The following is a 23,458-nucleotide window of genomic DNA, read 5'->3' as shown; positions in this document are numbered from 1 at the left end:
AAAAATTAGGGTATTTACTTAAACTCATTTAAAATAGCCTCTCTATGAGGCTATTTTTTATAATAATCAATTGAAAGGGATATGCTCAGTGATCCATCACATTCCGAATGTTTTGACAAAAGAACAAGTCGCCGAATTCCGTAAATTAATGGAAGCAGCAGATTGGGTCGGTGGAAAAATTACAGCTGGCACACTCTCAGCTTCCGTAAAACGTAATCAACAACTTTCAGAGAGTGACCCTTTAACCCACCAACTTAGTGCACTTGTGATGGATGCAATTTGGAAAAATCCAACTTTCCAAGCAGCTGCACTCCCCAAGCAAATGATTCCACCTTTGTTTAATCGCTACGATGAACACGAAAGTTTTGGTTTTCATGTCGATAATTCAATTCGTTTAGTGAGAGGGACTCATCAACAACTTCGCACAGATTTATCGTGTACTTTATTTTTGAGTGAACCTGAAGAATATGATGGTGGTGATCTCGTTATTGAAGATACTTATGGCTACCATGAAGTGAAATTACCAGCAGGTGATGTCGTACTCTACCCTTCAACAAGCTTGCATGAAGTCAGTAGTATTACGCGTGGTACCCGATTTGCTTCATTTTTTTGGGTACAAAGTTTGATTAGAGATGATCAAAAGCGTCATATGCTCTTTAATTTGGATGAAAGTATTCGTCAACTTCGCATAGATCATGGTGATGCATATCCAGAAGTAATGAAACTCACCAATATTTATCATAATCTCATTCGTATGTGGTCAGAACTCTGACCACTTCATTTTTCACCATGCTGAATAAATTCTGTAATTTTTTATTAAAAAATAGACTCATTTAGAAAAAATATCCCACTCAACTATCAATTCTTGCAAAAAACAGGAAAACATTTTCCACAATTAAGAGCTAGAATGCTGTTATAGACCTTTGCAGCTAGCTTATTTTAACCTAGACTGATTTTTATTAGATGATTAATATAGCTGCAAAACCGAATCATAATTTTGAATGGTAGATGATGAAAACAAGTGATGACTTTATCCATCCGTCTTATATAAAAAACCTCGCTGCCCTGCTGATGCTGCGCCTCGCGCGCGTATAAATTTTTCTGCCTGGTTTCAGGTACTTAAAACATATTCTCTTTAAATTAATTGTTATAGACACCATATATATATTCGTAGCACGTTGCATTTATTTTGAAGCAGCAACCATGCTACAACAAGGAGTTATCTCATGATGTTGGCTGACCCAAGCAAAAAATACCGCCGTATGTATCAACGCGTGGATTTACCAGATCGTCAATGGCCGAACAATGAAATCAATCAGGCGCCAATCTGGATGAGTACCGATCTTCGTGATGGTAACCAGGCTATTTTTGAACCGATGAACATGGATCAAAAATTAAAAATGTTCCATATGTTGGTCAAAATTGGTTTTAAACATATTGAAATTGGTTTTCCATCGGCTTCACAAATTGATTTTGATTTTACTCAAAAATTAATTCAGGAAAATTTGATTCCTGATGATGTGTATATTGAAGTGTTGGTACAGGCCCGTGACCATTTGATCGAACGTACCTTTGAGTCTTTGGTCGGTGCAAAACGTGCGATTGTGCATATCTACAACTCAAACTCTCCGACTTTCCGTAAGAAAGTATTGAATGTAGATGCAAACGGTGCAAAACAGCTTGCCATCAATGCAGCCAACAAAGTCAAGGAATATGCGGCGCAATATCCTGCAACTGAATGGATTTTCCAATATAGTCCAGAGTGTTTTTCTGCAACAGAATTGGAAGTTGCCAAAGATGTCTGTGATGCGGTCACGGAAATTTGGGAAGCGTCTCCAACCAATAAGGTGATCTTAAACTTGCCTGCAACGGTTGAAGTTTCAACACCAAATGTCTATGCCGATCAAATCGAATGGATGCACCGTAACTTGGCGCGTCGTGATGGCGTGATTATCTCAGTTCACTGTCACAATGACCGTGGTTGTGGTATCGCTGCTTCTGAATTGGCGATTATGGCGGGTGCTGATCGTGTTGAAGGTTGCGTGTTTGGTAATGGTGAACGTACAGGTAACGTCGATGTTGCTGCGATTGCCTTGAACATGTATACCCAAGGTGTCGCACCAAACTTGGATTTCTCCAATATCAATGAAATCATTGCAACAGTTGAAGAATGTACAGGTTTACCTGTGCACCCACGTCATCCATATGCAGGTGATTTAGTCTTTACCGCATTCTCTGGTTCACATCAGGATGCGATTAAAAAAGGCTTCGAATTCCAGAAAAATGAAGAGATCTGGGATATGCCATACTTGCCAATCGATCCTAAAGATTTAGGTCGTGACTATGATGCGGTGATTCGTGTCAATAGCCAATCTGGTAAAGGTGGTATTGCCTATTTGTTAGAGTCAAACTACAACGTTGCTTTACCACGCCGAGTACAAATCGAGTTCAGCCAAATCGTACAGCAACATACTGATGAAAACGGTACAGAAATCAGTGCACATGAAATTTGGACCTTATTCCAGAACACTTATGTGGATGTGAAAAATCGTCATTACCAAACCAAGCATTATCAATTGTCTGACATCAATGGTACACAAATCATTGAATTAGATATTGAAATTGATGGTGAAGTACAACGTTTACGCGGTGAAGGTAACGGTCCAATTTCGGCGATGCTCGATGCATTACAATTGCCAATTGATGTTGTAAATTATGAAGAACGCAGCATCGGTTCAGGTGCAAATGCTAAAGCACTTGCCTTGATTGAACTTCAGGTCAAAGGCACAGGTAAGAGCGCATTTGGTGCAGGTGTACATGACAATATCGTTACCTCGTCCATTGAAGCGATTATTGCATGTACCAATCGTTTAATTGAACAAGGCGTACTTACAACTGAGCAAGTTGCTGCTGCGGCAGTTTAAGCAAAGCTGAGTTGTAATATCAGAAAAAATGACTTTTGAAAGGATACCTGAATTGGTATCCTTTTATTATTGATCAAAGATTTATACAAGGCGAATCATTCCAGTGTCTTTTCCATCGGATTCAGTGGGTTTAGTCACACCACAAAAATTTCAATTTGAGCAACCATTAGAGCTTGAATGTGGGCGTATCCTGCCACGTTTTGATTTGATGGTTGAAACCTATGGAACACTTAATGCAGATAAATCCAATGCAATCTTAATTTGCCATGCATTATCTGGGCATCATCATGCTGCGGGTTATCATCATCCAGATGATAAAAAAGCAGGTTGGTGGGATAGCTGTATTGGTCCCGGAAAAGCGATTGATACCAATCATTTTTTTATTGTTTCTTTAAATAATATTGGTGGTTGTAATGGTTCAACAGGCCCAACATCGCCAAACCCTGAAAATGAAAATCGTCCTTATGGTCCAGATTTTCCATTAGTCACTGTGCGTGACTGGGTAAAGACCCAAGCCATGCTATCTGATCGCCTCGGAATTGATGTTTGGTTTGCCGTGATTGGTGGTTCGTTAGGTGGCATGCAAGCACTACAATGGTCATTGGACTATGCTGATCGTTTAAAAAAATGTGTCATTATTGCCAGTGCACCAAAATTATCGGCACAAAATATTGCCTTTAATGAAGTTGCTCGCCAATCGATTCTCTCTGATCCAGATTTCCATCATGGGCGTTACTTGGAACATGACAGTTATCCAAAACGTGGGTTAATATTGGCACGTATGGTCGGTCATATTACGTATTTGTCTGAAGAAGCCATGAAACAGAAATTTGGTCGTGATTTGAAATCTGGCAAATTTATGTATGGTTTTGATGTCGAATTCCAAGTTGAAAGTTATTTACGTTACCAAGGCGAACAATTTAGCCGTAATTTCGATGCAAATACTTACTTGATTATGACCAAGGCCTTGGATTATTTTGATCCATCTCGTGAGTATGAACATTCCTTGACTAAAGCAATGAGCAAGCCTAAATGCAAATTCTTGGTGATTTCATTTACGACTGACTGGCGTTTCAGCCCAAGTCGTTCACAAGAATTAGTTTATGCTTTAATTGATAATCATAAGCCCGTCAGTTACTTAGATATTGATGCAGAACAAGGTCATGATTCGTTCTTGTTCCCTATCCCACTCTATGTGAAAACATTAAGAGCCTTTTTAGGTGGAGAACAACAGTTGCACGCTACACCGCAGGAGCAGCACTAATGCGAATAGACCAACGACTCGCTGAAAAATGGATCAGTCCGAACTCTAGCGTATTAGACTTAGGCTGTGGTGATGGTGAATTATTGGCTCATATGAGCAAACAGCACAATATTCGTGCTTATGGCTTAGAAATCGATCAAGAAAAGATTGCAATTGCCATCAGTCGAGGGTTAAATATTATCCAACAGGATTTAAACTTGGGTTTAAGCCGTTTTGCCGACCAGTCGTTTGACTCTGTGGTTATGGCACAAGCTTTGCAAGCTGTAGATGCGCCCGATGTATTACTTCGTGATATGGTGCGTGTCGGAAAACAGGCAATTATTACTTTTCCAAACTTTGCGTATTGGAAGACTCGTTCTTTTCTTGCATTGAAAGGGAAAATGCCTGTCTCGGAAGCTTTACCCTATATGTGGTATAACACTCCGAATATTCATTTATGTACTTTCCGTGACTTTGAAGCCCTATGTGCTGAGAATCGGATTAAAATTATTAATCGACTTGCCGTCAATGGTGACCAACAAGGTAGTATGCTCAGTAAGCATATGCCGAACCTATTTGGTGAAGTCGCAATTTATCGAGTGAGCGCTCTATGAAAAAGACATTTATCAGCACATTTTTATTTGGTCTGATCAGTATGCAAGCGCACGCTGACTATGTTGCTCAACCACAATCAGTTGCAACACAGGCAGCGCGATATTCAGTGATGGGTATCAGTGAATTACAAAGCGCAGCAAAATCTGGTCAAGCTGGGGCACAATTTTATCTAGCAACACGTTACCAGTTTGGTAAAGAAGTGGCTAAAGATGAAAAACAAGCTTTCACTTTATTCAAGGCAGCAGCAGATCAAGGTTTATCTGCGGCGCAATTGAATGTTGGCCGTATGTATGCAGATGGCATCGGTACGAAGAAAGATGAAGCTTTGGCGCGTAAATATTTCGAGAAAGCTGCGAGTAATGGCGATAACCGTGCCAGCTTTAATCTCGCGATGATGGAAGAGCAAAAGAAAAACTATGTTGGTGCTTACCAATGGTATGAGCTTTCAACCCGTGACGGTATGCTGGATACTAAAGTCATCAGTCTTTCTGAAGGCAAGAAAACAGCGTTGGCTGCAAACTTAACTCAAGATCAGATTCGTACTGCACGTGATCGTGCAGATAAATGGATTCAAGCGCAATAATCTTTTTAGATCTATTGAATGATATAAAAACCGACTTGTAAGAGTCGGTTTTTGTTTTTTAGAATACATTCCATAATTGGATTAAAACCAATACTTTTGCATCGCTTTTAAAAATTCTTGTGTTATTAAGTCATCAGACTTTAAGCTAATGATGGCATCAATACTACAATTTGGACATAAAGCCGTATTTCCATCATCACACCAATCTTGGATATTTTTATAATCAAAAATATCCAGGCAATAAAAACAGCCACAAAATGGACTATCTCTTAAAATATGCCGATGATAGTTTGAAAATTTATGTGCATCAATTACATCAGTTTGATCAAAATTATTCATGTAAATTCTTAGATCACTTAAAACCTATGGAATCATTTTAGCTTAAATGTGTATTTGTTTCGATGAATCAAATCTATCATAAATAATCCGTTAAAATAGTTATCATATTTCTGAAAAACTGAGAATTTACTATGCCCATTCCTCACTGGTTCAATCAAGGCAGCCTTGTCCTCGCCAGTAATAACAAAGGTAAAGTTGCGGAATTTGAACATCTTTTTCAGCAACTCAATCTGCCTGTTGAAATCATTCCCCAAGGAAAACTCAAAATTGAAGATGCCATCGAAGATGGTTTGAGCTTTGTGGAAAATGCCATTATCAAGGCACGTCATGCTTCCAAAATTTCGGGTAAACCTGCGATCGCAGATGACTCAGGACTTTGTGTACCAATTCTGGGTGGTGCACCTGGCATTTACTCCGCACGTTATGCAGGCGAACATGGCAATGATGCTGCCAATAACCAGAAGCTTTTGGCTGACCTTGTACCATTCCGCAAAGATGGCGAAGTGATTGAAGGCATGTTTGTTTGCGTACTTGCATTGGTCACCCATGCCGAGGATCCACTACCACAAATCTTTGAAGGTATTTGGAAAGGTGAAATTTTAGAAGCTGCTCGCGGAGAAAATGGATTTGGTTATGATCCCCTCTTTTGGGTAGCTGAACGTAACTGTTCGAGTGCTGAACTCAGCAAAGAAGAAAAAAGTAAAATTAGTCATCGTGGTAAAGCGATGCAGCTCTTCAAAGTTAGCTTAATATAAATCCAACTGCGTGCTCTAGTTAATAAAAACTAGAGCTCTTTTAGATAAAATAAAAATCAAACACGCTGAATTTAGAATAACAAAAACCTTGTATTAAACCTTGATTACAAACCAAAAAGTAAAATTATCTATTCAACTATTTAAAGCTACTTATCCCTCTGTCGCAAAATTGCAATATAAGTGTCACATATTTGTCATGCCAAGCTGTTGAGATATATACAAAGTTTGATAGGAATAAAATTATGGCTGGTTTATCAATTTGGCACGTACTCATTTTTGCAATCGTGGTTATTTTACTTTTCGGTACATCAAAGCTTAAAAACTTAGGTAAAGATGTCGGTGGTGCCGTTAAAGATTTCAAAAAATCAATGAAAGATGACGAAGCGGCAGCATCTCTAAATGAACCCCGTACAATTGATGCACAAGTAAAAAATACTGAAAGCTCAATCAAAAGTTAAGCGAGCAACAATATGTTAGATGTTGGAATGTCCGAACTTTTGGTGTTCGGCATTATTGCTTTACTTGTGCTTGGACCAGATAAATTACCTCAAGCAGCTCGCTTTGTCGGGAAATGGTATGGCAAAGTGAAGCGCCTTGTCAGTAATGTGCAAAACGATATTGATCGTGAATTACGCCTATCTGAATTACGCGAGCAGATGCAACAAGAAATGCAACGTATTGCTGAACTAGAACAAAAAATGCAAGCTCAAATGTCTGAGCTCGAACAACAAAAACGAGAAATGTTTGTTCAACCAAGTAAACAAGAACAAACAACAGATAACATTAGTTATCCTACTTATCACTATGTGAAAGAGCATTCTTCATTTGTATATGTGGAAAAAAATATTCAAAAGGCTCAGACCACTATTTTTCCTGCACCAGATCATCAACCTGAATTTAAGGTGGCCGTATGAGTACATCCTCTCATTCTCAGTTACCTGCTCAATCGATTGAAGAATCAAAACAAAAGATTGAACTTGAAGAAATGCCGATTACCAAGCATTTAATGATCTTGCGTCAGCATTTATTCAAGATCGTTGGAATTTTATTACTCTTATTCTTTTGTTTATTACCATTTGCAAATCGTACCTATCAGTTACTTTCTGAACCTTTGCGAGCTCAGCTTCCTGTTAGCTCATCAATGATCGCAACAGATGTGACTGCAACATTCATGGCACCCTTTAAGCTGAACTTTTTTGTTGCACTGATGTTAGCAATGCCTTTTATTATTTATCAGATTTGGGCATTTGCTAAACCTGCATTATATGAACGCGAAAAAACACTTGCTCTTCCGTTATTACTAAGCAGTATTTTTCTATTTTATGCAGGAATTGCCTTTGCATATTTTGTTGCATTACCTTCGATTTTACATTTTTTCATCAGTGTTTCACCTGAAACTGTAGCGCCAATGACAGATATCAATAGCTATCTAGCGTTCTGTTTAAAACTATTTCTCGTATTTGGTTTAACCTTTGAGATTCCAGTGATTACACTACTTTTGATTCTGATCGGAGTCGTGAGTACACAAAGTCTGATTGAGAAACGAAGATTTATCATTGTTGGCTGTTTTTTCGTAGCAATGTTTGTTACACCGCCTGATGCTATTTCTATGATCATGTTAGCCGTTCCGATGTGGTTATTGTTTGAGATTGGATTATTTTTTGGCAAGATTATCGAAAAAAGAAAAACAACTTGATTACTTAGTTCGTATAACTACAAACAGGCTTCTCGCCTGTTTTTTTAATTTTATTACTTTAATTTTTAATTGATTTTTCACAAAGCTGTCACACAAGTGTCAAGGCTTCGTCACATTTAAACATTAAGTTTATTGGGGGAAAACTTTTAGAACAACTGTTATATTTTTTAGGAAAAATTCCATGACCGAGCTATCGCCATATCATGAAGATCAAGAGTTGGATAACAACACATCGGATAATATTCATTTCCGTGACATTTTAGAACAGCACATTAGCCGCCGTAGTCTCATCACTAAAACTGCGAGTGGTGCTGTTGCATTAACTTTAGCATCGACATTAACTGGCTGTAACGACGACGATAATAATTCGAGCAATAACGGTGGAACACCGCCAACACCTGTTGATCCAAATAAAAAACCAGAAAAATTAAACTTCTCTCCTGTTGCTAAAAATCTAAATGACATCGTAACAGTGCCTGAAGGTTATGAAGCAACTGTACTTTATGCTTTAGGTGATTCAATCAATCCTGCTTACGGTGCGTGGGATGATAACAATATTCCTTCAGGTTTAAGTTTTGAATATCGTTCTGGTGACTGCCATGATGGTATGACATTTTTTGGTTTAAATAGCTCAACTCAACGTTTCGATGCAAATGTATCTGAACGTGGTTTATTAGTTATGAACCATGAATATATCAATCCAACCTTCCTTCACCCTAAGGGACCAACGAAAGTTGATGGTCGTCGACCTGAAGATGAAGTCATTCGTGAAGTGAATGCTCACGGTGTTTCTGTGATCGAAATCAAAAAAGATAAAACGACAAATAAAGTAGAAGTGGTTAAAAACTCTGTATTTAACCGCCGTATTACAGGTTCTACCGTGATGGATTTTGCTGGTGCTGCTGCGGGTTCACCCCTTCTAGCTACTACCTACTCTCCAGCAGCTCGTCAAACTCGTGGTACACATAATAACTGCGGTAATGGTTATACACCTTGGGGAACCTACCTGACGACTGAAGAAAACTTCATTGGTTATTTCGCACGTAGCACAACTGACGATACTTTACGTCGCCCAGAAGAAATCATTGCGCTTAAACGCTATGGTTTAAAAGCAGGTTCAAGCTCTCGTTATGGCTGGGAAACAGTAAAGGCTGGTGTACTTTCACAAGATCTTTATGATCGCTGGAATGCGGATGTAAAAGCTACTACAGCAGCTGAAGATTATCGTAATGCACCAAATACATTTGGTTGGATGGTAGAAATTGATCCATTCGATGGTCGTCAAAATCCTGTTAAACGTACATCTTTAGGTCGTTTTGCACATGAAGATTGTCGTACTAGTCGTGTCATTGCAGGGGAAAATCTTGCTTTTTATATGGGTGACGACTCTCGTGGAGAATATATCTACAAGTTTGTATCTGATGCAAAATGGGATCCAAAAGATATCAATGGTGGCTATGCTGCTGGTGATAAATACATGAATGCAGGTAAACTTTATGTTGCCAAATTCAATAATGACGGTACGGGTCAATGGATTGAGTTAGCCTTTGGTAAAAATGGTTTGAACCAAAGCAATTCAGTCTATCCATTTAGCTCACAAGCTGATGTTGTCACTTTTGCTCGTTTAGCAGCTGATGCAGTTGGCGCAACAAAAATGGATCGTCCAGAGTGGTGTGCGGTTAACCCAGAAAATGGTGAAGTCTACGTTACATTAACCAACAACTCGAACCGCGGTACTAGCTATCCAACTGATGCAGCAAATCCACGTAATTATGAAGACAAATATGCTGGTACAAAAACCAATAAAGGTAATGTAAACGGTCATATTATTCGCTTGCGTGAAACAGCTGATAAAACAACTGCTGAAAGCTTCAACTGGGATATCTATCTATTTGGTGCTGAGGCATCTGGAGCTGCAAACATCAACCTTTCAGGTTTGACAGATAATAATGATCTTTCAAGCCCTGATGGTATGTGGTTTGACCCACGTGGTGTACTTTGGATTCAAACAGATGACGGCGCGTATACTGATGTAACGAACTGTATGATGCTTGCTGCACTTCCAGGTCAAGTTGGAGATGGAGCAAAAGCAACGACTTCAAATGGTACTGAAACCTTAGTTGGTAAGAAAGTAACAGATGAAACCCTGCGTCGCTTCCTTGTAGGACCTAAAGAGTGTGAAATTACAGGTGTAACAATGACACCTGATTACAAAGCAATCTTTATTAATGTTCAGCATCCAGGTGAAGACTCTGCAGACTATGCATCTCCTTCAAGTAACTGGCCAGCAACTCAAACGAACCCAAGCAACAAAACTGCACGTCCACGTTCAGCGACGGTTGTGATCACTCGTAAAGATGGTGGTGTGATTGCAGGCTAAACCCTAAAATCACACCAAAAGAGCCTATCGACCATGATAGGCTCTTTTTTATTTTACTAATGAAATAGTTAATTCGATGAAATTTCCTTGCTGTTCACCTTGTTGTGTTTTTTCAATCCATTGCCATTGATCAGTCGTCATTCTTAAAAAATTAGAACATCGTGTGCCATAAATCGGACTTTGGATAAAAGTCGAGGACAGCAACGCTTCCATTTCCTGACTAATGCCTGTATCTGGCAATAGCTTTGGGATGATTTTCCGTTCATCCTCCAGAATGTCCCAAACCGCAGACTCCAAATCCAATTCTGCGACTTGAGGCTGCTGTAGTATGGGTAAAAACTCCTGAGTAAAGCGTTTACGCAAATGTCTGGTTTTATGCCAGTCTTCAGACATTAATCCATTGGATACCACATAGACGCCATTGGCTAGAACCTGTGGCGCTTCTCCACGATTGCTCATATACACCGCCTGTTCACGATCACCCACAAACAGGTTAAAGCCCGCATAGTCCTGCTGATTCTGTTCCAGCATTTGCGCAAAGCGTATGGGAGCTAAATCACTTTCCAGAAAGTCCTGAATCAGGTGTCCGCGTGAAGTGCTGTACTGGTTCTTGTCCCGACCATTGCGGAAGTTGGTCACAATCGCCCAGCGACCTGCTGCGGTCACACCCATCCATGTTCCACCCGACTGCAAATCCTGCCCTGCCACAATCGGGCGGTTTTCCCACTGATGCAGGGGAGCACTGGGACGATGGTAAAACTCATCACGGTTTGAAATTAAACACAACGGCATATCATCAAGAACATGCCATGCAAAAGCGACAATACACATTAATCCTGTTTTCACTCATTTAGCGTCTGTTGACTTTCACATTGAATGTACAACATTTTTCACATCATTCCGCTACAATCTGCTCAAAACTTAATTTCAAATTCTAAATTGAGGAACAGCGATGCTGACCTATCCAAATATTGATCCAGTGGCACTGAGTTTAGGGCCAGTCAAGGTACACTGGTACGGATTGATGTATCTCTTGGCATTTTTATGTGCATGGGGCTTGGCATCTTACCGAGCCAAACAGCGCGATGGCTGGACAGCCGACATGGTGTCCGACCTGGTGTTCTACGGCGCTTTGGGTGTGGTGCTGGGTGGTCGGGTGGGCTATGTCCTGTTTTACGAGTTCGGCAAGTTTCTAGAAAATCCACTGTGGCTATTTCAGGTCTGGACTGGGGGCATGAGCTTCCACGGTGGCTTCCTCGGTGTGATGATCGCCATGCTGTTCTGGTGTCGGAAATACCAAAAAACATGGTTTCAAACACTGGACTTTATTGCCCCCTGTGTACCCACAGGCCTGATGTTTGGTCGTATCGGCAACTTTATTGGTGGTGAGCTATATGGCCGTCAGGTAACCAATCCTGATTATCCTTTTGGCATGATTTTCCCAACAGACCCACTGGGCTTGGTTCGTCACCCGTCACAGATTTATCAGGCACTGTGTGAGGGCCTTATCCTGTTTATGGTGTTGTGGTGGTTTAGCTCAAAGCCCCGTCCACGTATGGCAGTTTCAGCTTTATTCCTGATGGGCTATGGTGTGGCACGTTTCTTTATGGAATTCTTCCGCCAGCCCGATGCAGATCAGGGCTTTATCCTGTTTGGCTGGATGACCAAAGGGCAAATTCTCAGCTTCCCAATGATTATTATTGGACTATGGATGATGTGGTATGCCTACCGTAGAAAAACCTATGACTGGCAAATAACAAAATAAAAATGATGGGAGCTGATGCTCCCATTTTTATGGATTTTTTATTATATAAATTATATTGTTAGCTTAAACAAATATGAGACAACAATATGAGTCACTTTATTTCAACCTATATAGACCGTATTAATCATCGTTATCGACTTGGCAATGCGACAGAACATACCTTTCGTGGCGATCTTGCCCAACTGATTGAATCGATAGTCCCAGATATTACTGCGACCAATGAACCTAAAAGGCAATCTTGTGGCGCACCTGACTATATTTTGACAAAGAAAAATATTCCCATTGGCTTTATTGAAGCAAAAGATATCGGTGATAAAGACTTAGACGGATTGAAAAAGACAGGAAATAAAGAACAATTTGATCGTTACAAAGCATCATTAAACAATCTTATTTTTACGGACTATCTCAATTTTCATATTTATCAGGATGGCGTATTTATCACTAAAATCGCCATTGCTGAGGTGACTGGCAATCATATCCGAGCGCTTCCTGAGAACTTTACTGTCTTTGAAAATCTCATCAAGAATTTTTGTACCCATATTGGACAAACCATTAAAAGTCCTAAAAAACTTGCAGAAATGATGGCAGCAAAAGCGCGTCTACTTTCTGATGTGATTGAAAAAGCCTTAACCAGTGATGAAGATAGCTTTGAGGACAGTACATTAAAAGACCAAAAACAAGCCTTTAAACAAATCCTGATACATGACATTACCCCGAAAGGTTTTGCTGATGTATATGCTCAAACTATTGCTTACGGTATGTTTGCCGCACGTTTACATGACCCGACCTTACCGACTTTTAGCCGACAGGAAGCGGCGGAACTGATTCCTAAAACCAATCCATTTTTACGCAAACTATTTGGCTATATTGCGGGCCCTGATATTGATGACCGTATTAAATGGATTGTCGATAGCTTGGTTGATGTTTTTCTACATTGTAATGTACATGAAATCCTTAAAAATTATGGGCGTTCCACCAAAATGGAAGACCCGATTATTCACTTTTACGAAACTTTCTTGAGTGAATATGACCCCAAATTGCGTAAAGCTCGTGGCGTTTGGTACACCCCTGCCCCAGTGGTCAATTTTATAGTGCGTGCCGTAGATGATATTTTAAAAACCGAATTTGGTTTAGCGCAAGGTTTAGCCGATACCAGTAAAACCACGATTGAAGTAGAAGCAACAGGTACAGCCATTACCAAAGGTAAAGCCAAAGGCAAGCGTATTACCGAAACCAAAGAAGTGCATAAAGTGCAAATTCTTGACCCTGCCACAGGTACAGGGACGTTTCTTGCCGAAGTGGTGAAACATATTCATCAAAAATTTGCAGGGCAGCAAGGCATTTGGAGTAACTATGTCGAAAGCCATTTATTACCACGTTTAAATGGTTTTGAGCTGCTCATGGCAAGTTATGCAATGGCGCATTTGCAACTTGATTTGTTGCTAACCGATACAGGTTATAAACCCAAGCAAGCGCAACGCTTACGGGTGTATTTAACCAACAGTTTAGAAGAAAGTCACCCCGATACAGGCACACTATTTGCCAACTGGTTAAGTAGCGAAGCCAATGAAGCCAACCATATAAAACGTGATACCCCTGTCATGTGTATTATTGGGAATCCGCCGTATAGCGGCGAAAGTGCCAATAAAGGCGACTGGATTATGTCATTGATGGACGATTATAAAAAAGAGCCAGGTGGCAAAGAAAAACTAAAAGAACAAAACTCGAAATTCATCAATGATGATTATGTGAAATTCTTACGTTATGGACAGCATTTTATTGAAAAAAATGGTACGGGTGTTTTAGCATTTATTAACCCACATGGTTTTTTGGATAATCCAACTTTTAGAGGGATGCGCTGGAATTTGTTGAAAACTTACGACAAAATATACACCATTGATTTACACGGAAATGCAAAGAAAAAGGAGACTGCGCCTGACGGAGGTGTCGATGTAAATGTTTTTGATATAGAACAAGGCGTTTCAATAAATTTCTTTGTAAAAACAGGCAAAAAGGGAAAAGATGAACTCGGCAAAGTTTTTCACTACGACCTGCACGGCAAACGCGATAACAAGTATGATTTTTTGCTGGATAATACTTTAAAATCTATTCAATTTAACTCTATTATTCCATTTGCCAATAGTTATGTCTTTAAGAATATTGACAAATCAGCATATGAAAAATACAACGAAGGAATAAACCCAACAAAACTATTTAAAATCAATGTAATGGGTTTTCAAACTCACAGAGATGATTTTTCAATTGACTTTGAAAAACAAAACATAAAAAATCGTGCATTGAATTTAAGAGATAAAAGTATTTCAAACGATGAAATTTATAGCAAATATTCTATAAAGGATAATCGTGATTGGAAGTTAGACAAAGCACGAAAAGAAATTCAAACAGATCATAATTGGGAAGATAAAATTATCAATTGTGGTTACAGACCTTTTGACGATAGACCTTGTTATTTTAGTTCTGTCGCAATGGACTATCCAAGAAAAGAACTTATTCAAAATTTTTTAAACAAAGAAAATCTTTTAATTGGTATCGGCCGACAAGGGCTTGCAGTTGGCGACATTGAATGGTGTTTAACGACAGTTGCAAAAAATCCTGTGGATGCAAATATGTTTAGACGTGGCGGCGTAAATTTATTCCCTCTTTACCTCTATCCAACTCAACAGTTACAAGTCGACAAGTCGACAAGTCGACAAGTCGACAAGTCGAGCCTAAACACATTTGCGTATCGAATACCAAACTTAAATACTGAAATTATTGAAAAAATATCTAAAAACATTGCTTTAACTTTCACCGATGAAAAAGAAGACATTCACGGTACATTTGCGCCAATAGACCTACTGGACTATATCTATGCGGTTTTACACTCGCCAAAGTATCGAGAAAGCTATAAGGAATTTCTAAAAATTGATTTTCCTCGTGTCCCCTATCCCAAAGATGCCAAAACTTTTCTTGAACTAGGCAAACTAGGGGCGGAATTGCGTAAACTGCATTTATTAGAAAGCCCAAAAGTTGAACAGTATATTACCCAATATCCAATAGATGGCGATAATATCGTGACTAAACCAATATATAAAGATGGTCAAGTCTGGATTAATGACACACAATATTTTAATCATGTCCCCGAAATTGCTTGGCATTTTTATATCGGCGGCTATCAACCTGCCCAAAAATGGCTCAAAGACCGTAAAGATCGGGCTTTAGATTTTGAAGATATTTTGCATTATCAAAAAATCATTGTTGCGTTGACCGAAACAAATCGGATCATGCAAGAAATAGACACCGTATTAGTAGAGATATAAAAACCAAAGCCATAGCGGAAAACTATTCTGCTATGGCTTTTATTTTATCACTTTGCAGCCAACGCCTTGACCACTTCGCCTAAACGCTTACCTTGCGCCTCACATAATGTTTTTTCATCTTGGCTTAAACCTTGATCGTGGCGTGGACCGCTGACATGGCTTGCACCATAGGGCGTGCCACCTGTTTTGGTATTGGATAATGCAGGGATTGAATTGGGTAAGCCCAGTATCATCATGCCATGATGGAATAATGGCGGTAACATGGTCAACAAGGTGCTTTCCTGCCCACCATGCATTGAACCTGAAGAGGTAAACACACAGGCAGGTTTATTGTGCAATGCGCCATTCAGCCACAAACTGGTGGTTTGATCCCAGAAATATTTCATTTCACTGGCCATGTTGCCAAAACGTGTTGGTGAACCAAGCGCCAAACCTGAACAATGGGTGAGATCATCCAGGGCACAGTAAATGTCTCCCTCAGCAGGAATACTCGGCTCAGCCTCAGTCACCACAGTGGCCAGATTTGGAACGGTACGAATACGGGCAGTGACACCCGCAGCCTCAATTCCATCTGCAATCAGGTGTGCCATCTGTCTGGTTGAACCATATTTACTGTAATAGAGAACAAGAACGTAAGGTTGCATCACTTTCAATAATTTTGTTAAAAAGAACACTATACGATATTTTTTATATTTTTAGCGGTAATAAATCCTGTGAAACGCATAGGATTTTGATTAAAACAATAGGATGAACCCATGATCTTCGAACGATATCGAAACAAACTGCCTTTTTTAGAAAAAACATGGTTTCAATTTATTGTATTTGTGTTACGGCGTTTCAAGGCCGATCGCTGTCAGGACCAGGCGGGTTCCCTCACCTATACCACCCTGTTTGCCGTTGTCCCGATGCTGACCGTTTTTCTGGTTATCATTTCCTCCATCAAGGCACTGGAACCTGCCCGACAACAACTGCAACAACTGATCTACAGCAACTTTTTGCCTAAAAGCACCATTGCCTTTGACAAGGCACTGAACGCATTTACCGAAAAATCCAGTAACCTCACCGTGATTGGGGTGTTATTTCTTTTTGTCACCACCGTACTGATGCTGTCTTCGATTGAAACCGTTTTCAATCGTATCTGGCGAGTCAAGGAAACCCGTACAGGCCTGATTGGCTTTATGCGTTACTGGACCATTATTTCACTGGGCCCGATCATTTTAGGCAGTGCGTTTGTACTTTCCTCAACTGTCGCCTCAATGAACATTCTCAGCAACAACTTTGCAGGCTATCAACTCAATGGTTCATTAATCTTATGGTTGATTTCATTTCTACTTACGATTGCTGGCTTCTTCATTTTATATTGGACCATTCCAAACCGCACTGTCCCGATCTTTTCAGCAGTGATTGCCGCCTGTTTCAGTGCAACGGTTTTCGAAACCCTGAAACGTTTATTTGGCTGGATCATGAGCAACTTCACTAGCTATGAAATTGTCTATGGTGCATTCGCTGCCGTTCCCATTTTCCTGCTCTGGATCTATTTGTCCTGGAACATCATTTTACTGGGTGTGGAAGTCAGCTATGCCCTCACTGCATTTAATTTAGGCAAGGAGCAAAAGCGCCATCCAATTTTGATGTTACTCGACATGCTGGAGCTGTTTTATAAAAAACAGCAAATCGGTGAAAGTGTTAGTGAAACGGAACTACTGGATATTATTGGTCGTGGTGAATTGGGGCGTTTACCTGCCTATATCCTGCAACTTGAAAATCAAAATCTCATCAAGCGCACAGATAAGGATGAATATGTATTGGTACGGAATTTGGCGCAGGTTGATTTCTGGAGTTTCTTTACCGCTCTTCCTTATCCTTTACCTCTACGCCCTGATGTATTCAATGTGCATCAGAATGATGAATGGATGGAGCGACTTGGCCCAGCCCTGATTGAAAGCAACGACTATTTGGCGGCTAAACTGTCTATTCCTCTTTCAACCATCTTTGAGATGTCGACAGAACCGAAATAAATCTGCATAGCCAATGACTTTAACAGGTGAGTCATTGGCTACTTTCAGACTTAACCCACAGCATGTTGTAAATGCATGATTATGGTCGGACAAAAGTATTCCAGTCGTATTTCCCAGACTGGGTAATCAGTTTTAGGGTGAGTTGATCATTTGGCTGTAAAGCACCTACACCCGCTGGTGTTCCCGTCATGATCACATCACCTGTCTGTAGGCTAAATGCCTGATTAATATCAATCAGTAAATCGGCAATATCAAATATCATATCTTTGGTGAAACCATGCTGGCGTTCGGCACCATTGATGGTCAAGATCAGTTCAAGTTCCTGTAGGTCACCAATCTCATCGGTTTCAATCCACTCACCCAGAATACATGCGCCATCGAATGCTTTGGCACGTTCCCACGGATGCCCCTTGGCTTTCAGCTCACCCTGTAAATCACGCAGGGTTAAATCCAGTCCCAGTGTCAGTGCTCCCACAGCCTCCAGTACTTTTTCCCGATCTGTTTCGCCAGACAGGGGATGTGCAATTTGCAGGCAGATTTCACATTCATAGTGACATTCACCCAAGGCCTTGTTCCATGTAATGCCTTGCGCTAGAGTCGTCAAACTACTTGCAGGTTTCATAAATAAAATCGGGCGATCTGGAATCACATTGCCAAGCTCTTTTGCATGCTCAGCATAGTTCCGACCGACACACACAATTTTTGATGGAGAGGTGCTCATGGCATTTCCTTATTTATTAGCAAGATTATTTATTTTTTAAAGCTATTTTCAAATTTACTTTGCGCTGCTGAATCCGTAAACGCCCGTTTTGGCACAATCACCACGGTATGGTTTTTCAGTTCCAGCATATAAGTCAGTTTACCAATGGCGAAAGACTGCACCTCGGCATACTGCGCACTTTGCTTTTTACCTGTGGCATAAAGCTCAAAATGATCCTGATACAGGTCAATGCCCTGTTCACTCTTGCCAAACTGATAACGGACAAACTGTCGTTTAAACAACATCGGCAGCAACCAATAGCGCATCAGCCCCTGCATGATCAGGAAAAAGGCCCCCAATGCAACGTAGTAACGCCCCACACCCGAAAAACCAAGATAAATACCCCATACAATAATGGCGATACTAATCAGTGGGGTTAAAAAACGGGTAAAGGTCTTTTTACCAAAGGTCACTAAAGCAAAACCATCCTGGGACTCTTCTAAATTCAGGTAATAACGCAGGGATAGCGCTGGACGTTGTTCAGACATGCTCGACTTCAATTTGTTTCATCATGGATGGGCGTAAATATTACACCAGTTTAGTGGCTAAGACGTTGTTTTACACAATATGGCTATTCTTTACACACAAAAAAATTTATAACTATTTTCCAATTTACTGGCATTGATCAAGATTGAAATGCTGAATTTCCAGCTCAGTCACGTATAAAAAATCAAAGGAATGTTATGTCTTATTTTACCCGCCTGCTATGTACAGGTATTTTATTCGGGATAAGTCAAATTGGTTCTACTCAAATTATTACATGGACAGACAATATCCCAAGTGCCTTGCAGCCTTTTCAGAACAATCCACAGCTCTTGGCCAGTTATACCCAGGACACTATTTTTATTTATGGTCAGCCTGCGGTAAAAACCTCAGTACCCACCCTGAAAAGCAATCCTCAACCTAGTGTCAGCTTTACTTCCGCTGCCATCATCGTCCCTGCCAATACACAACAGGTGGCGAAAACGCTGACAGACTTTAGTCATTATGTGGGACTGTTTCCAACCCTAAAATCGGCCAAGACCATTGAACAGTCGGGCAATATCGTACAGGTGAAATACAAGGTCTCAATTCCAACACCAATTCCTGTACTCAATTTCAATGAGGACGTCACGCTGCAACACCAGATCAAGCCGAACAGCATCGCCAGTCTGGTCATTGACGCTCCCATTCCCTATGGGGTCGGAAAACTGGAATGGTTTGCACTGGATGAGCATCGGACCCTGGTGACACTCACCCAGTGGGGGGACCTCAACCAACCGAAAGGATTTATTTTAAAGAAAATTTTAAACGCAATTCCTGAGGTCAAGCTTGGCGTTCCCAGTACTGGGAACGCCTTTGTTCTAGAGGCTTTAAGAACCCGTTTTATTGAAAAAAACACTGCCCCACTTGATGGCAGGCAAATGCCAAGCCCTCAACTCAATGCAACCCAGCTCACAAAAATCGCCCAGCTCAGCCAGACATCACAGCAACCCGTTAGCTTTCTGCATGCCCCGACCAGCATCATGTACACGCATGGACGTGAAGCCATGCGATTTTCCACCACCTATCACTTTTATAAACAAACACCACAACAACTACAGAAATGGCTCACCCCATTGGCCTATAAGGATTTATTCCCTCGGCAAATCAAAAAGGTGGTGACCACCCCTATTCAGAATCAGGGACAGGATGCGGATATTCAGGTCAATGTTGGTTTGGGAGTCATTAATATTCCATTTGCCTTTAAACTGCATTTTAATTATCCCAATGCCAGCGAAAATAATTTTTATGCCAATGGCGGTGACCTGCGTTTTATTAAAGGTCAGATGGGATTTACCGAGCTTAATCAGGGTGCTTTATTGAAAATGACCACCAGCATGAAAATTGATGAAAAAGCACCTTTTTTACTCAGGGCAATGCGAAGCCTGCCATATCATGACGTATTGCCAGCAGTTGGCGGTAATGCAGTGTTTGTACAGAAAATTAAGGCAAAGGCATAAGGCACAAAAAAAACCGCAATTAAGCGGTTAATTTATTTAAGTTGGTGCGCTCAGAGAGATTCGAACTCCCGACCCCTTAGTTCGTAGCCAAGTGCTCTATCCAGCTGAGCTATGAGCGCATTACTTATGTGCCTATTCAGGCGTGTGTTACATTAATCTTTACTTGGTGCGCTCAGAGAGATTCGAACTCCCGACCCCTTAGTTCGTAGCCAAGTGCTCTATCCAGCTGAGCTATGAGCGCTTTAAGTAAAGTGGCGGTGAGAGAGGGATTCGAACCCTCGATACAGTTACCCGTATGCATCCTTAGCAGGGATGTGGTTTCAGCCACTCACCCATCTCACCGTAACACGAGCGCAATAATACAAACTAAAACCGTATTACACAAGGGATGTTCCTGTTTTTTTCTCTTTTTTTAAATCAATCAAATGTTTTTTAACCAATTCTTATATTTTTTCGTCATTTTTAGCGCTACGCTTGTTAATATAGTGTTCTCTCCTTTATTTAGATCGGCACAATAAACAGAATCTTCCAATCTTTGACGTGCAGTTAGAGTTTGAATGACTTATGCTAAACCGATCTGCCAGATGTGAAATGAAACGATATGACTAAAAATTGGGCCGATCCCGAAGCAAAAGCAGAAGCGCAACGTTACGATAATCCTATTCCTAGCCGAACTCTTATTCTAAGTACATTAGAACAATTAAAAACTGCACAGTCTCATGCAGAGCTGGTTGACCACTTTAATATCCCAGATCAAAAAAGTATTGATGCCTTGAATCATCGCTTAAGTGCCATGGTTCGTGACGGTCAGTTAATGAAAGATGGTTTTAAATACCAGCCTGCAACCGATTTGCCAAGCCATGAAGCAACAGTTTATATCAACAGTAAAGGCTTGGGTACGGCCAATATCGCAGGTCAGGATGATGTCCTGTTACCTGAACGTGAATTACGTTTGGTCTTTAATGGTGATCGCGTTAAAGTACGCCAAACTTCTGTTGACCGTAAAGGTAAAGCTTGGGGGTTTATTACCGAAGTCGTACAACGTCGTGTCAAACAAATTATTGGTAAAGTCGCTGAACATGATGGTGAATACTTTATTCAGCCAAGCAATCCAAATCAGCACCAACCAATTACCTTAGAAAAAGAATTGATTGAACATGCCAATGCCAAAGTTGGCGATATGCTACGTGTTGCGATTGATGATTACCCGACTCGTGAAGAATTAGCGACAGGTCATGTTGTACAGTCTATGGCGGACAAAGCTGACACTGAAATTATTATTCCACAAACCATTTTAGAATTTGGTTTGCCTTATGAATTTCCAGAAGCAGTCATTAAAGAAGCTGAAAGTTTTAAAGAACCGTCTGAACAGGATCGCAAAGGTCGTGTTGATTTACGCGATTTGCCATTAGTCACCATTGATGGTGAAGATGCACGTGACTTTGATGATGCAGTCTATGCAGAAAAACGTCCAGGTGGTGGTTACCGTGTTGTAGTGGCAATTGCAGACGTGAGCCATTATGTCCGTTTAGACTCGCCTTTAAATGAAGAAGCTGAAGAACGTGGTACATCGGTTTATTTCCCACACTTTGTTTTGCCAATGTTGCCAGAAGCATTGTCAAATGGATTGTGTTCTCTCAATCCGCATGTTGACCGTCTGTGTATGGTCTGCGATTTAAAACTGTCACGTGCAGGTAAAGTCACAGGTTATGAGTTCTACCCTGCGGTGATGCATTCCAAAGCACGTTTGACCTATAATCAGGTGGCTGCTTATTTTGATGGCGCAACCGATGCCATTCCGCAAGATAAAAACGTTCATAAATCGTTAAATACCCTATTCCAGCTTTATCAGACACTAAAAGAACTACGTGCCAAACGTCATGCGATGGAATTTGAAACCATTGAAACCTATATGACCTTTGATGAGTTAGGCGGAATCAAGGAAATCTTGCCACGTACTCGTAATGATGCGCATAAACTGATTGAAGAATGCATGTTATTGGCGAACGTTGCCGCAGCTGAATACTCATTAGAACATGATATTCCGATGTTGTATCGTGTACATGAAGCGCCAGAATTCTCACGTATTCAAAAAGTCCGTGATTTCGTCAAATTACTCGGTTTGCCATTCCCAGAGCAACCAACACAAGCCGATTATCAACGAGTCATTGAAGCAACCAAAGATCGTTTAGATGCACCAAGTATTCATGCGGTGTTGTTACGCTCAATGATGCAAGCCTATTATGGTGCGAATAATGCAGGACATTATGGTCTTGCTTATGAAGCTTATACGCATTTCACCTCACCAATTCGTCGTTATCCAGACTTATTGTTGCACCGTGCGATTAAGGCTTATCTTGATAAGAAAGTTTATCCATTGTCTGGTGCCGCTTTAGATGAAGCTGGCGAGCATTTTTCACAAACTGAACGTCGTGCCGATGAAGCTTCACGTAGCGTCACTACATGGTTGAAATGCCACTATATGCAACAGCATTTAGGCGATGAGTTTGTTGGTATTATTAGTGCGGTGACTGAGTTTGGTCTATTCGTTACACTCAAAGATTTATATGTGGATGGTATGATTCATGTCAGCCAGCTCGGTGAAGATTATTTCTTGTATGATCAAGCCAGCCAAAGCCTGATTGGTCAGAATCGCGGTCAATCCTTTAGTCTCGGCGATGAAGTCAAGATTCAGGTTGCAGGCGTCAATCTGGAAGAACGTAAAATTGACTTCAAATTGGTTCAACAGTTGACGCATTTGGGGCGTGTGATTCGTCAGAAAGCACCTCGCACCACATCTACCAAAGCTCTGGCTACTGAAGAGGTTTTTAGTAAACCATCCGCAACTTCTCAAGTCAGTGAAGATGGTGAGAAGCCTGTACGCAAGAAAAAGGATAAGAGCAAACCAAGTTCTTATACCAAAAAGCCTGCTAAAAAAGCTTCAACCAAGCCTGAAAGCAAAGAAAAAGCCAAGAAGAAAGTAAAAAAGAAAAAGTCCAATGCGAAAGCAAAGTCTGATTAAGTCATTTAAAGCCGTTCTTAATCTTTTGAGCGGCTTTTTTATTTTCAAAGGTCAAA

General features: G+C 40.6%; 20 protein-coding genes and 3 tRNA genes. 15 read left to right on the top strand and 8 right to left on the bottom strand.

Annotated elements, in window-relative coordinates; genetic code table 11:
- Positions 1 to 88: 88 nt before the first annotated feature.
- From F973_RS06285 to F973_RS06265, 5 genes are all read left to right on the top strand, one after another.
- Complete coding sequence (locus F973_RS06285) at positions 89 to 772, top strand: Fe2+-dependent dioxygenase (protein ID WP_004678505.1); 684 nt, start codon at positions 89 to 91, stop codon at positions 770 to 772.
- Between the two features lie 454 nt (positions 773 to 1,226).
- Entirely contained in the window at positions 1,227 to 2,924 is a 1,698-nt protein-coding gene (leuA, locus tag F973_RS06280) for a 2-isopropylmalate synthase (protein WP_004760694.1), read from the top strand.
- 103 nt (positions 2,925 to 3,027) lie between these two features.
- The gene (gene metX, locus F973_RS06275; protein WP_004760693.1) at positions 3,028 to 4,188 is read left to right on the top strand and encodes a homoserine O-succinyltransferase MetX; all 1,161 of its coding nucleotides are present in this window, start codon (positions 3,028 to 3,030) and stop codon (positions 4,186 to 4,188) included.
- Positions 4,188 to 4,781: a methionine biosynthesis protein MetW gene (gene metW / locus F973_RS06270; RefSeq protein ID WP_004660432.1), complete on the top strand. Its 594-nt coding sequence runs from the start codon at positions 4,188 to 4,190 to the stop codon at positions 4,779 to 4,781. Before metX ends, metW begins: the two co-directional genes overlap by 1 nt.
- Positions 4,778 to 5,365, top strand: coding sequence for a tetratricopeptide repeat protein (locus tag F973_RS06265; protein ID WP_004760692.1), 588 nt, complete (start codon positions 4,778 to 4,780; stop codon positions 5,363 to 5,365). The genes metW and F973_RS06265 overlap by 4 nt, the downstream gene beginning before the upstream one ends.
- Before the next feature lie 81 nt (positions 5,366 to 5,446).
- Here F973_RS06265 and F973_RS06260 read toward each other — a convergent pair whose 3' ends face one another.
- A complete protein-coding gene (locus F973_RS06260; protein ID WP_004760691.1) occupies positions 5,447 to 5,704 on the bottom strand; it encodes a hypothetical protein in 258 nt (85 codons plus the stop codon).
- A 131-nt stretch (positions 5,705 to 5,835) separates the two neighbouring features.
- Here F973_RS06260 and rdgB point away from each other — a divergent pair, with 131 nt between their 5' ends.
- The 5 genes from rdgB (at position 5,836) to F973_RS06235 (ending at position 10,535) form a co-directional block, all read left to right on the top strand.
- On the top strand, positions 5,836 to 6,459 hold the full coding sequence (rdgB, locus tag F973_RS06255) for an RdgB/HAM1 family non-canonical purine NTP pyrophosphatase (RefSeq protein ID WP_004760689.1): 624 nt from the start codon (positions 5,836 to 5,838) through the stop codon (positions 6,457 to 6,459).
- 242 nt (positions 6,460 to 6,701) lie between these two features.
- Complete coding sequence (tatA, locus tag F973_RS06250) at positions 6,702 to 6,917, top strand: Sec-independent protein translocase subunit TatA (RefSeq protein WP_004760687.1); 216 nt, start codon at positions 6,702 to 6,704, stop codon at positions 6,915 to 6,917.
- Between the two features lie 12 nt (positions 6,918 to 6,929).
- Positions 6,930 to 7,373: a Sec-independent protein translocase protein TatB gene (gene tatB / locus F973_RS06245; protein ID WP_004760685.1), complete on the top strand. Its 444-nt coding sequence runs from the start codon at positions 6,930 to 6,932 to the stop codon at positions 7,371 to 7,373.
- A gap of 71 nt (positions 7,374 to 7,444) precedes the next feature.
- Positions 7,445 to 8,155 carry a twin-arginine translocase subunit TatC gene (gene tatC / locus F973_RS06240; protein ID WP_373868756.1) on the top strand — a complete coding sequence of 237 codons (711 nt, stop codon included), beginning with the start codon at positions 7,445 to 7,447 and terminating at the stop codon, positions 8,153 to 8,155.
- Between the two features lie 181 nt (positions 8,156 to 8,336).
- On the top strand, positions 8,337 to 10,535 hold the full coding sequence (locus F973_RS06235; protein WP_004760683.1) for a PhoX family protein: 2,199 nt from the start codon (positions 8,337 to 8,339) through the stop codon (positions 10,533 to 10,535).
- A 48-nt stretch (positions 10,536 to 10,583) separates the two neighbouring features.
- Here F973_RS06235 and F973_RS06230 read toward each other — a convergent pair whose 3' ends face one another.
- Positions 10,584 to 11,366: an NRDE family protein gene (locus tag F973_RS06230; RefSeq protein WP_004760681.1), complete on the bottom strand. Its 783-nt coding sequence runs from the start codon at positions 11,364 to 11,366 to the stop codon at positions 10,584 to 10,586.
- 121 nt (positions 11,367 to 11,487) lie between these two features.
- Between F973_RS06230 and lgt the strand changes: the two genes are divergently transcribed.
- Both lgt and F973_RS06220 read left to right on the top strand, forming a co-directional pair.
- Positions 11,488 to 12,300, top strand: a complete 813-nt coding sequence (gene lgt / locus F973_RS06225) for a prolipoprotein diacylglyceryl transferase (RefSeq protein WP_004760680.1) — start codon at positions 11,488 to 11,490, stop codon at positions 12,298 to 12,300.
- A gap of 86 nt (positions 12,301 to 12,386) precedes the next feature.
- Positions 12,387 to 15,620 (top strand): type ISP restriction/modification enzyme, encoded by a 3,234-nt coding sequence (locus tag F973_RS06220; protein ID WP_004760679.1) that lies wholly within the window; start codon positions 12,387 to 12,389, stop codon positions 15,618 to 15,620.
- A 47-nt stretch (positions 15,621 to 15,667) separates the two neighbouring features.
- On the opposite strand, the gene wrbA is transcribed toward F973_RS06220, so the two are convergent.
- Positions 15,668 to 16,264: an NAD(P)H:quinone oxidoreductase gene (gene wrbA / locus F973_RS06215; RefSeq protein ID WP_004760677.1), complete on the bottom strand. Its 597-nt coding sequence runs from the start codon at positions 16,262 to 16,264 to the stop codon at positions 15,668 to 15,670.
- Positions 16,265 to 16,375: 111 nt separating this feature from the next.
- On the opposite strand from wrbA, the gene F973_RS06210 reads away from it, so the two are divergent.
- Positions 16,376 to 17,638: a YihY family inner membrane protein gene (locus F973_RS06210; RefSeq protein ID WP_004678543.1), complete on the top strand. Its 1,263-nt coding sequence runs from the start codon at positions 16,376 to 16,378 to the stop codon at positions 17,636 to 17,638.
- A gap of 79 nt (positions 17,639 to 17,717) precedes the next feature.
- Here the strand turns inward: F973_RS06210 and F973_RS06205 are convergent, their stop codons facing one another.
- Together F973_RS06205 and F973_RS06200 are read right to left on the bottom strand one after the other, a co-directional pair.
- Positions 17,718 to 18,359 carry a fumarylacetoacetate hydrolase family protein gene (locus tag F973_RS06205; protein WP_004760675.1) on the bottom strand — a complete coding sequence of 214 codons (642 nt, stop codon included), beginning with the start codon at positions 18,357 to 18,359 and terminating at the stop codon, positions 17,718 to 17,720.
- A gap of 29 nt (positions 18,360 to 18,388) precedes the next feature.
- Positions 18,389 to 18,886 carry a YcxB family protein gene (locus tag F973_RS06200; RefSeq protein ID WP_004678548.1) on the bottom strand — a complete coding sequence of 166 codons (498 nt, stop codon included), beginning with the start codon at positions 18,884 to 18,886 and terminating at the stop codon, positions 18,389 to 18,391.
- A 195-nt stretch (positions 18,887 to 19,081) separates the two neighbouring features.
- On the opposite strand from F973_RS06200, the gene F973_RS06195 reads away from it, so the two are divergent.
- Positions 19,082 to 20,380: an SRPBCC family protein gene (locus F973_RS06195; protein ID WP_004760674.1), complete on the top strand. Its 1,299-nt coding sequence runs from the start codon at positions 19,082 to 19,084 to the stop codon at positions 20,378 to 20,380.
- A 42-nt stretch (positions 20,381 to 20,422) separates the two neighbouring features.
- Here F973_RS06195 and F973_RS06190 read toward each other — a convergent pair.
- The 3 genes from F973_RS06190 to F973_RS06180 all read right to left on the bottom strand — a co-directional run bounded on the left by F973_RS06190 (position 20,423) and on the right by F973_RS06180 (position 20,722).
- A tRNA-Arg gene (locus F973_RS06190) sits at positions 20,423 to 20,499 on the bottom strand.
- Between the two features lie 45 nt (positions 20,500 to 20,544).
- Positions 20,545 to 20,621: transfer RNA gene (locus F973_RS06185), tRNA-Arg, on the bottom strand.
- An 11-nt stretch (positions 20,622 to 20,632) separates the two neighbouring features.
- Positions 20,633 to 20,722: transfer RNA gene (locus F973_RS06180), tRNA-Ser, on the bottom strand.
- Positions 20,723 to 20,981: 259 nt separating this feature from the next.
- Between F973_RS06180 and rnr the strand changes: the two genes are divergently transcribed.
- Positions 20,982 to 23,402 carry a ribonuclease R gene (gene rnr, locus F973_RS06175; RefSeq protein ID WP_004760672.1) on the top strand — a complete coding sequence of 807 codons (2,421 nt, stop codon included), beginning with the start codon at positions 20,982 to 20,984 and terminating at the stop codon, positions 23,400 to 23,402.
- Positions 23,403 to 23,458 lie beyond the last annotated feature (56 nt).

This window comes from Acinetobacter sp. CIP 102129, from assembly GCF_000368305.1.
Lineage (GTDB): Bacteria > Pseudomonadota > Gammaproteobacteria > Pseudomonadales > Moraxellaceae > Acinetobacter > Acinetobacter parvus.
The sequence above is the reverse complement of the archived record's forward strand: the minus strand, read 5'-3'. Positions and strand labels throughout refer to the sequence as shown.

What these genes read in the sequence shown, in the direction of transcription:
- tatC (WP_373868756.1), top strand. Translation starts at nt 7,445, where the DNA reads ATGCCGATTACCAAGCATTTAATGATCTTGCGTCAGCATTTATTCAAG.
- F973_RS06205 (WP_004760675.1), bottom strand. Translation starts at nt 18,359, where the DNA reads ATGAGCACCTCTCCATCAAAAATTGTGTGTGTCGGTCGGAACTATGCT.
- metW (WP_004660432.1), top strand. Translation starts at nt 4,188, where the DNA reads ATGCGAATAGACCAACGACTCGCTGAAAAATGGATCAGTCCGAACTCT.
- rnr (WP_004760672.1), top strand. Translation starts at nt 20,982, where the DNA reads ATGACTAAAAATTGGGCCGATCCCGAAGCAAAAGCAGAAGCGCAACGT.
- F973_RS06230 (WP_004760681.1), bottom strand. Translation starts at nt 11,366, where the DNA reads ATGTGTATTGTCGCTTTTGCATGGCATGTTCTTGATGATATGCCGTTG.
- F973_RS06260 (WP_004760691.1), bottom strand. Translation starts at nt 5,704, where the DNA reads ATGAATAATTTTGATCAAACTGATGTAATTGATGCACATAAATTTTCA.
- tatB (WP_004760685.1), top strand. Translation starts at nt 6,930, where the DNA reads ATGTTAGATGTTGGAATGTCCGAACTTTTGGTGTTCGGCATTATTGCT.
- leuA (WP_004760694.1), top strand. Translation starts at nt 1,227, where the DNA reads ATGATGTTGGCTGACCCAAGCAAAAAATACCGCCGTATGTATCAACGC.
- F973_RS06265 (WP_004760692.1), top strand. Translation starts at nt 4,778, where the DNA reads ATGAAAAAGACATTTATCAGCACATTTTTATTTGGTCTGATCAGTATG.
- tatA (WP_004760687.1), top strand. Translation starts at nt 6,702, where the DNA reads ATGGCTGGTTTATCAATTTGGCACGTACTCATTTTTGCAATCGTGGTT.
- lgt (WP_004760680.1), top strand. Translation starts at nt 11,488, where the DNA reads ATGCTGACCTATCCAAATATTGATCCAGTGGCACTGAGTTTAGGGCCA.
- rdgB (WP_004760689.1), top strand. Translation starts at nt 5,836, where the DNA reads ATGCCCATTCCTCACTGGTTCAATCAAGGCAGCCTTGTCCTCGCCAGT.
- F973_RS06235 (WP_004760683.1), top strand. Translation starts at nt 8,337, where the DNA reads ATGACCGAGCTATCGCCATATCATGAAGATCAAGAGTTGGATAACAAC.
- F973_RS06210 (WP_004678543.1), top strand. Translation starts at nt 16,376, where the DNA reads ATGATCTTCGAACGATATCGAAACAAACTGCCTTTTTTAGAAAAAACA.
- wrbA (WP_004760677.1), bottom strand. Translation starts at nt 16,264, where the DNA reads ATGCAACCTTACGTTCTTGTTCTCTATTACAGTAAATATGGTTCAACC.
- F973_RS06220 (WP_004760679.1), top strand. Translation starts at nt 12,387, where the DNA reads ATGAGTCACTTTATTTCAACCTATATAGACCGTATTAATCATCGTTAT.
- F973_RS06200 (WP_004678548.1), bottom strand. Translation starts at nt 18,886, where the DNA reads ATGTCTGAACAACGTCCAGCGCTATCCCTGCGTTATTACCTGAATTTA.
- F973_RS06195 (WP_004760674.1), top strand. Translation starts at nt 19,082, where the DNA reads ATGTCTTATTTTACCCGCCTGCTATGTACAGGTATTTTATTCGGGATA.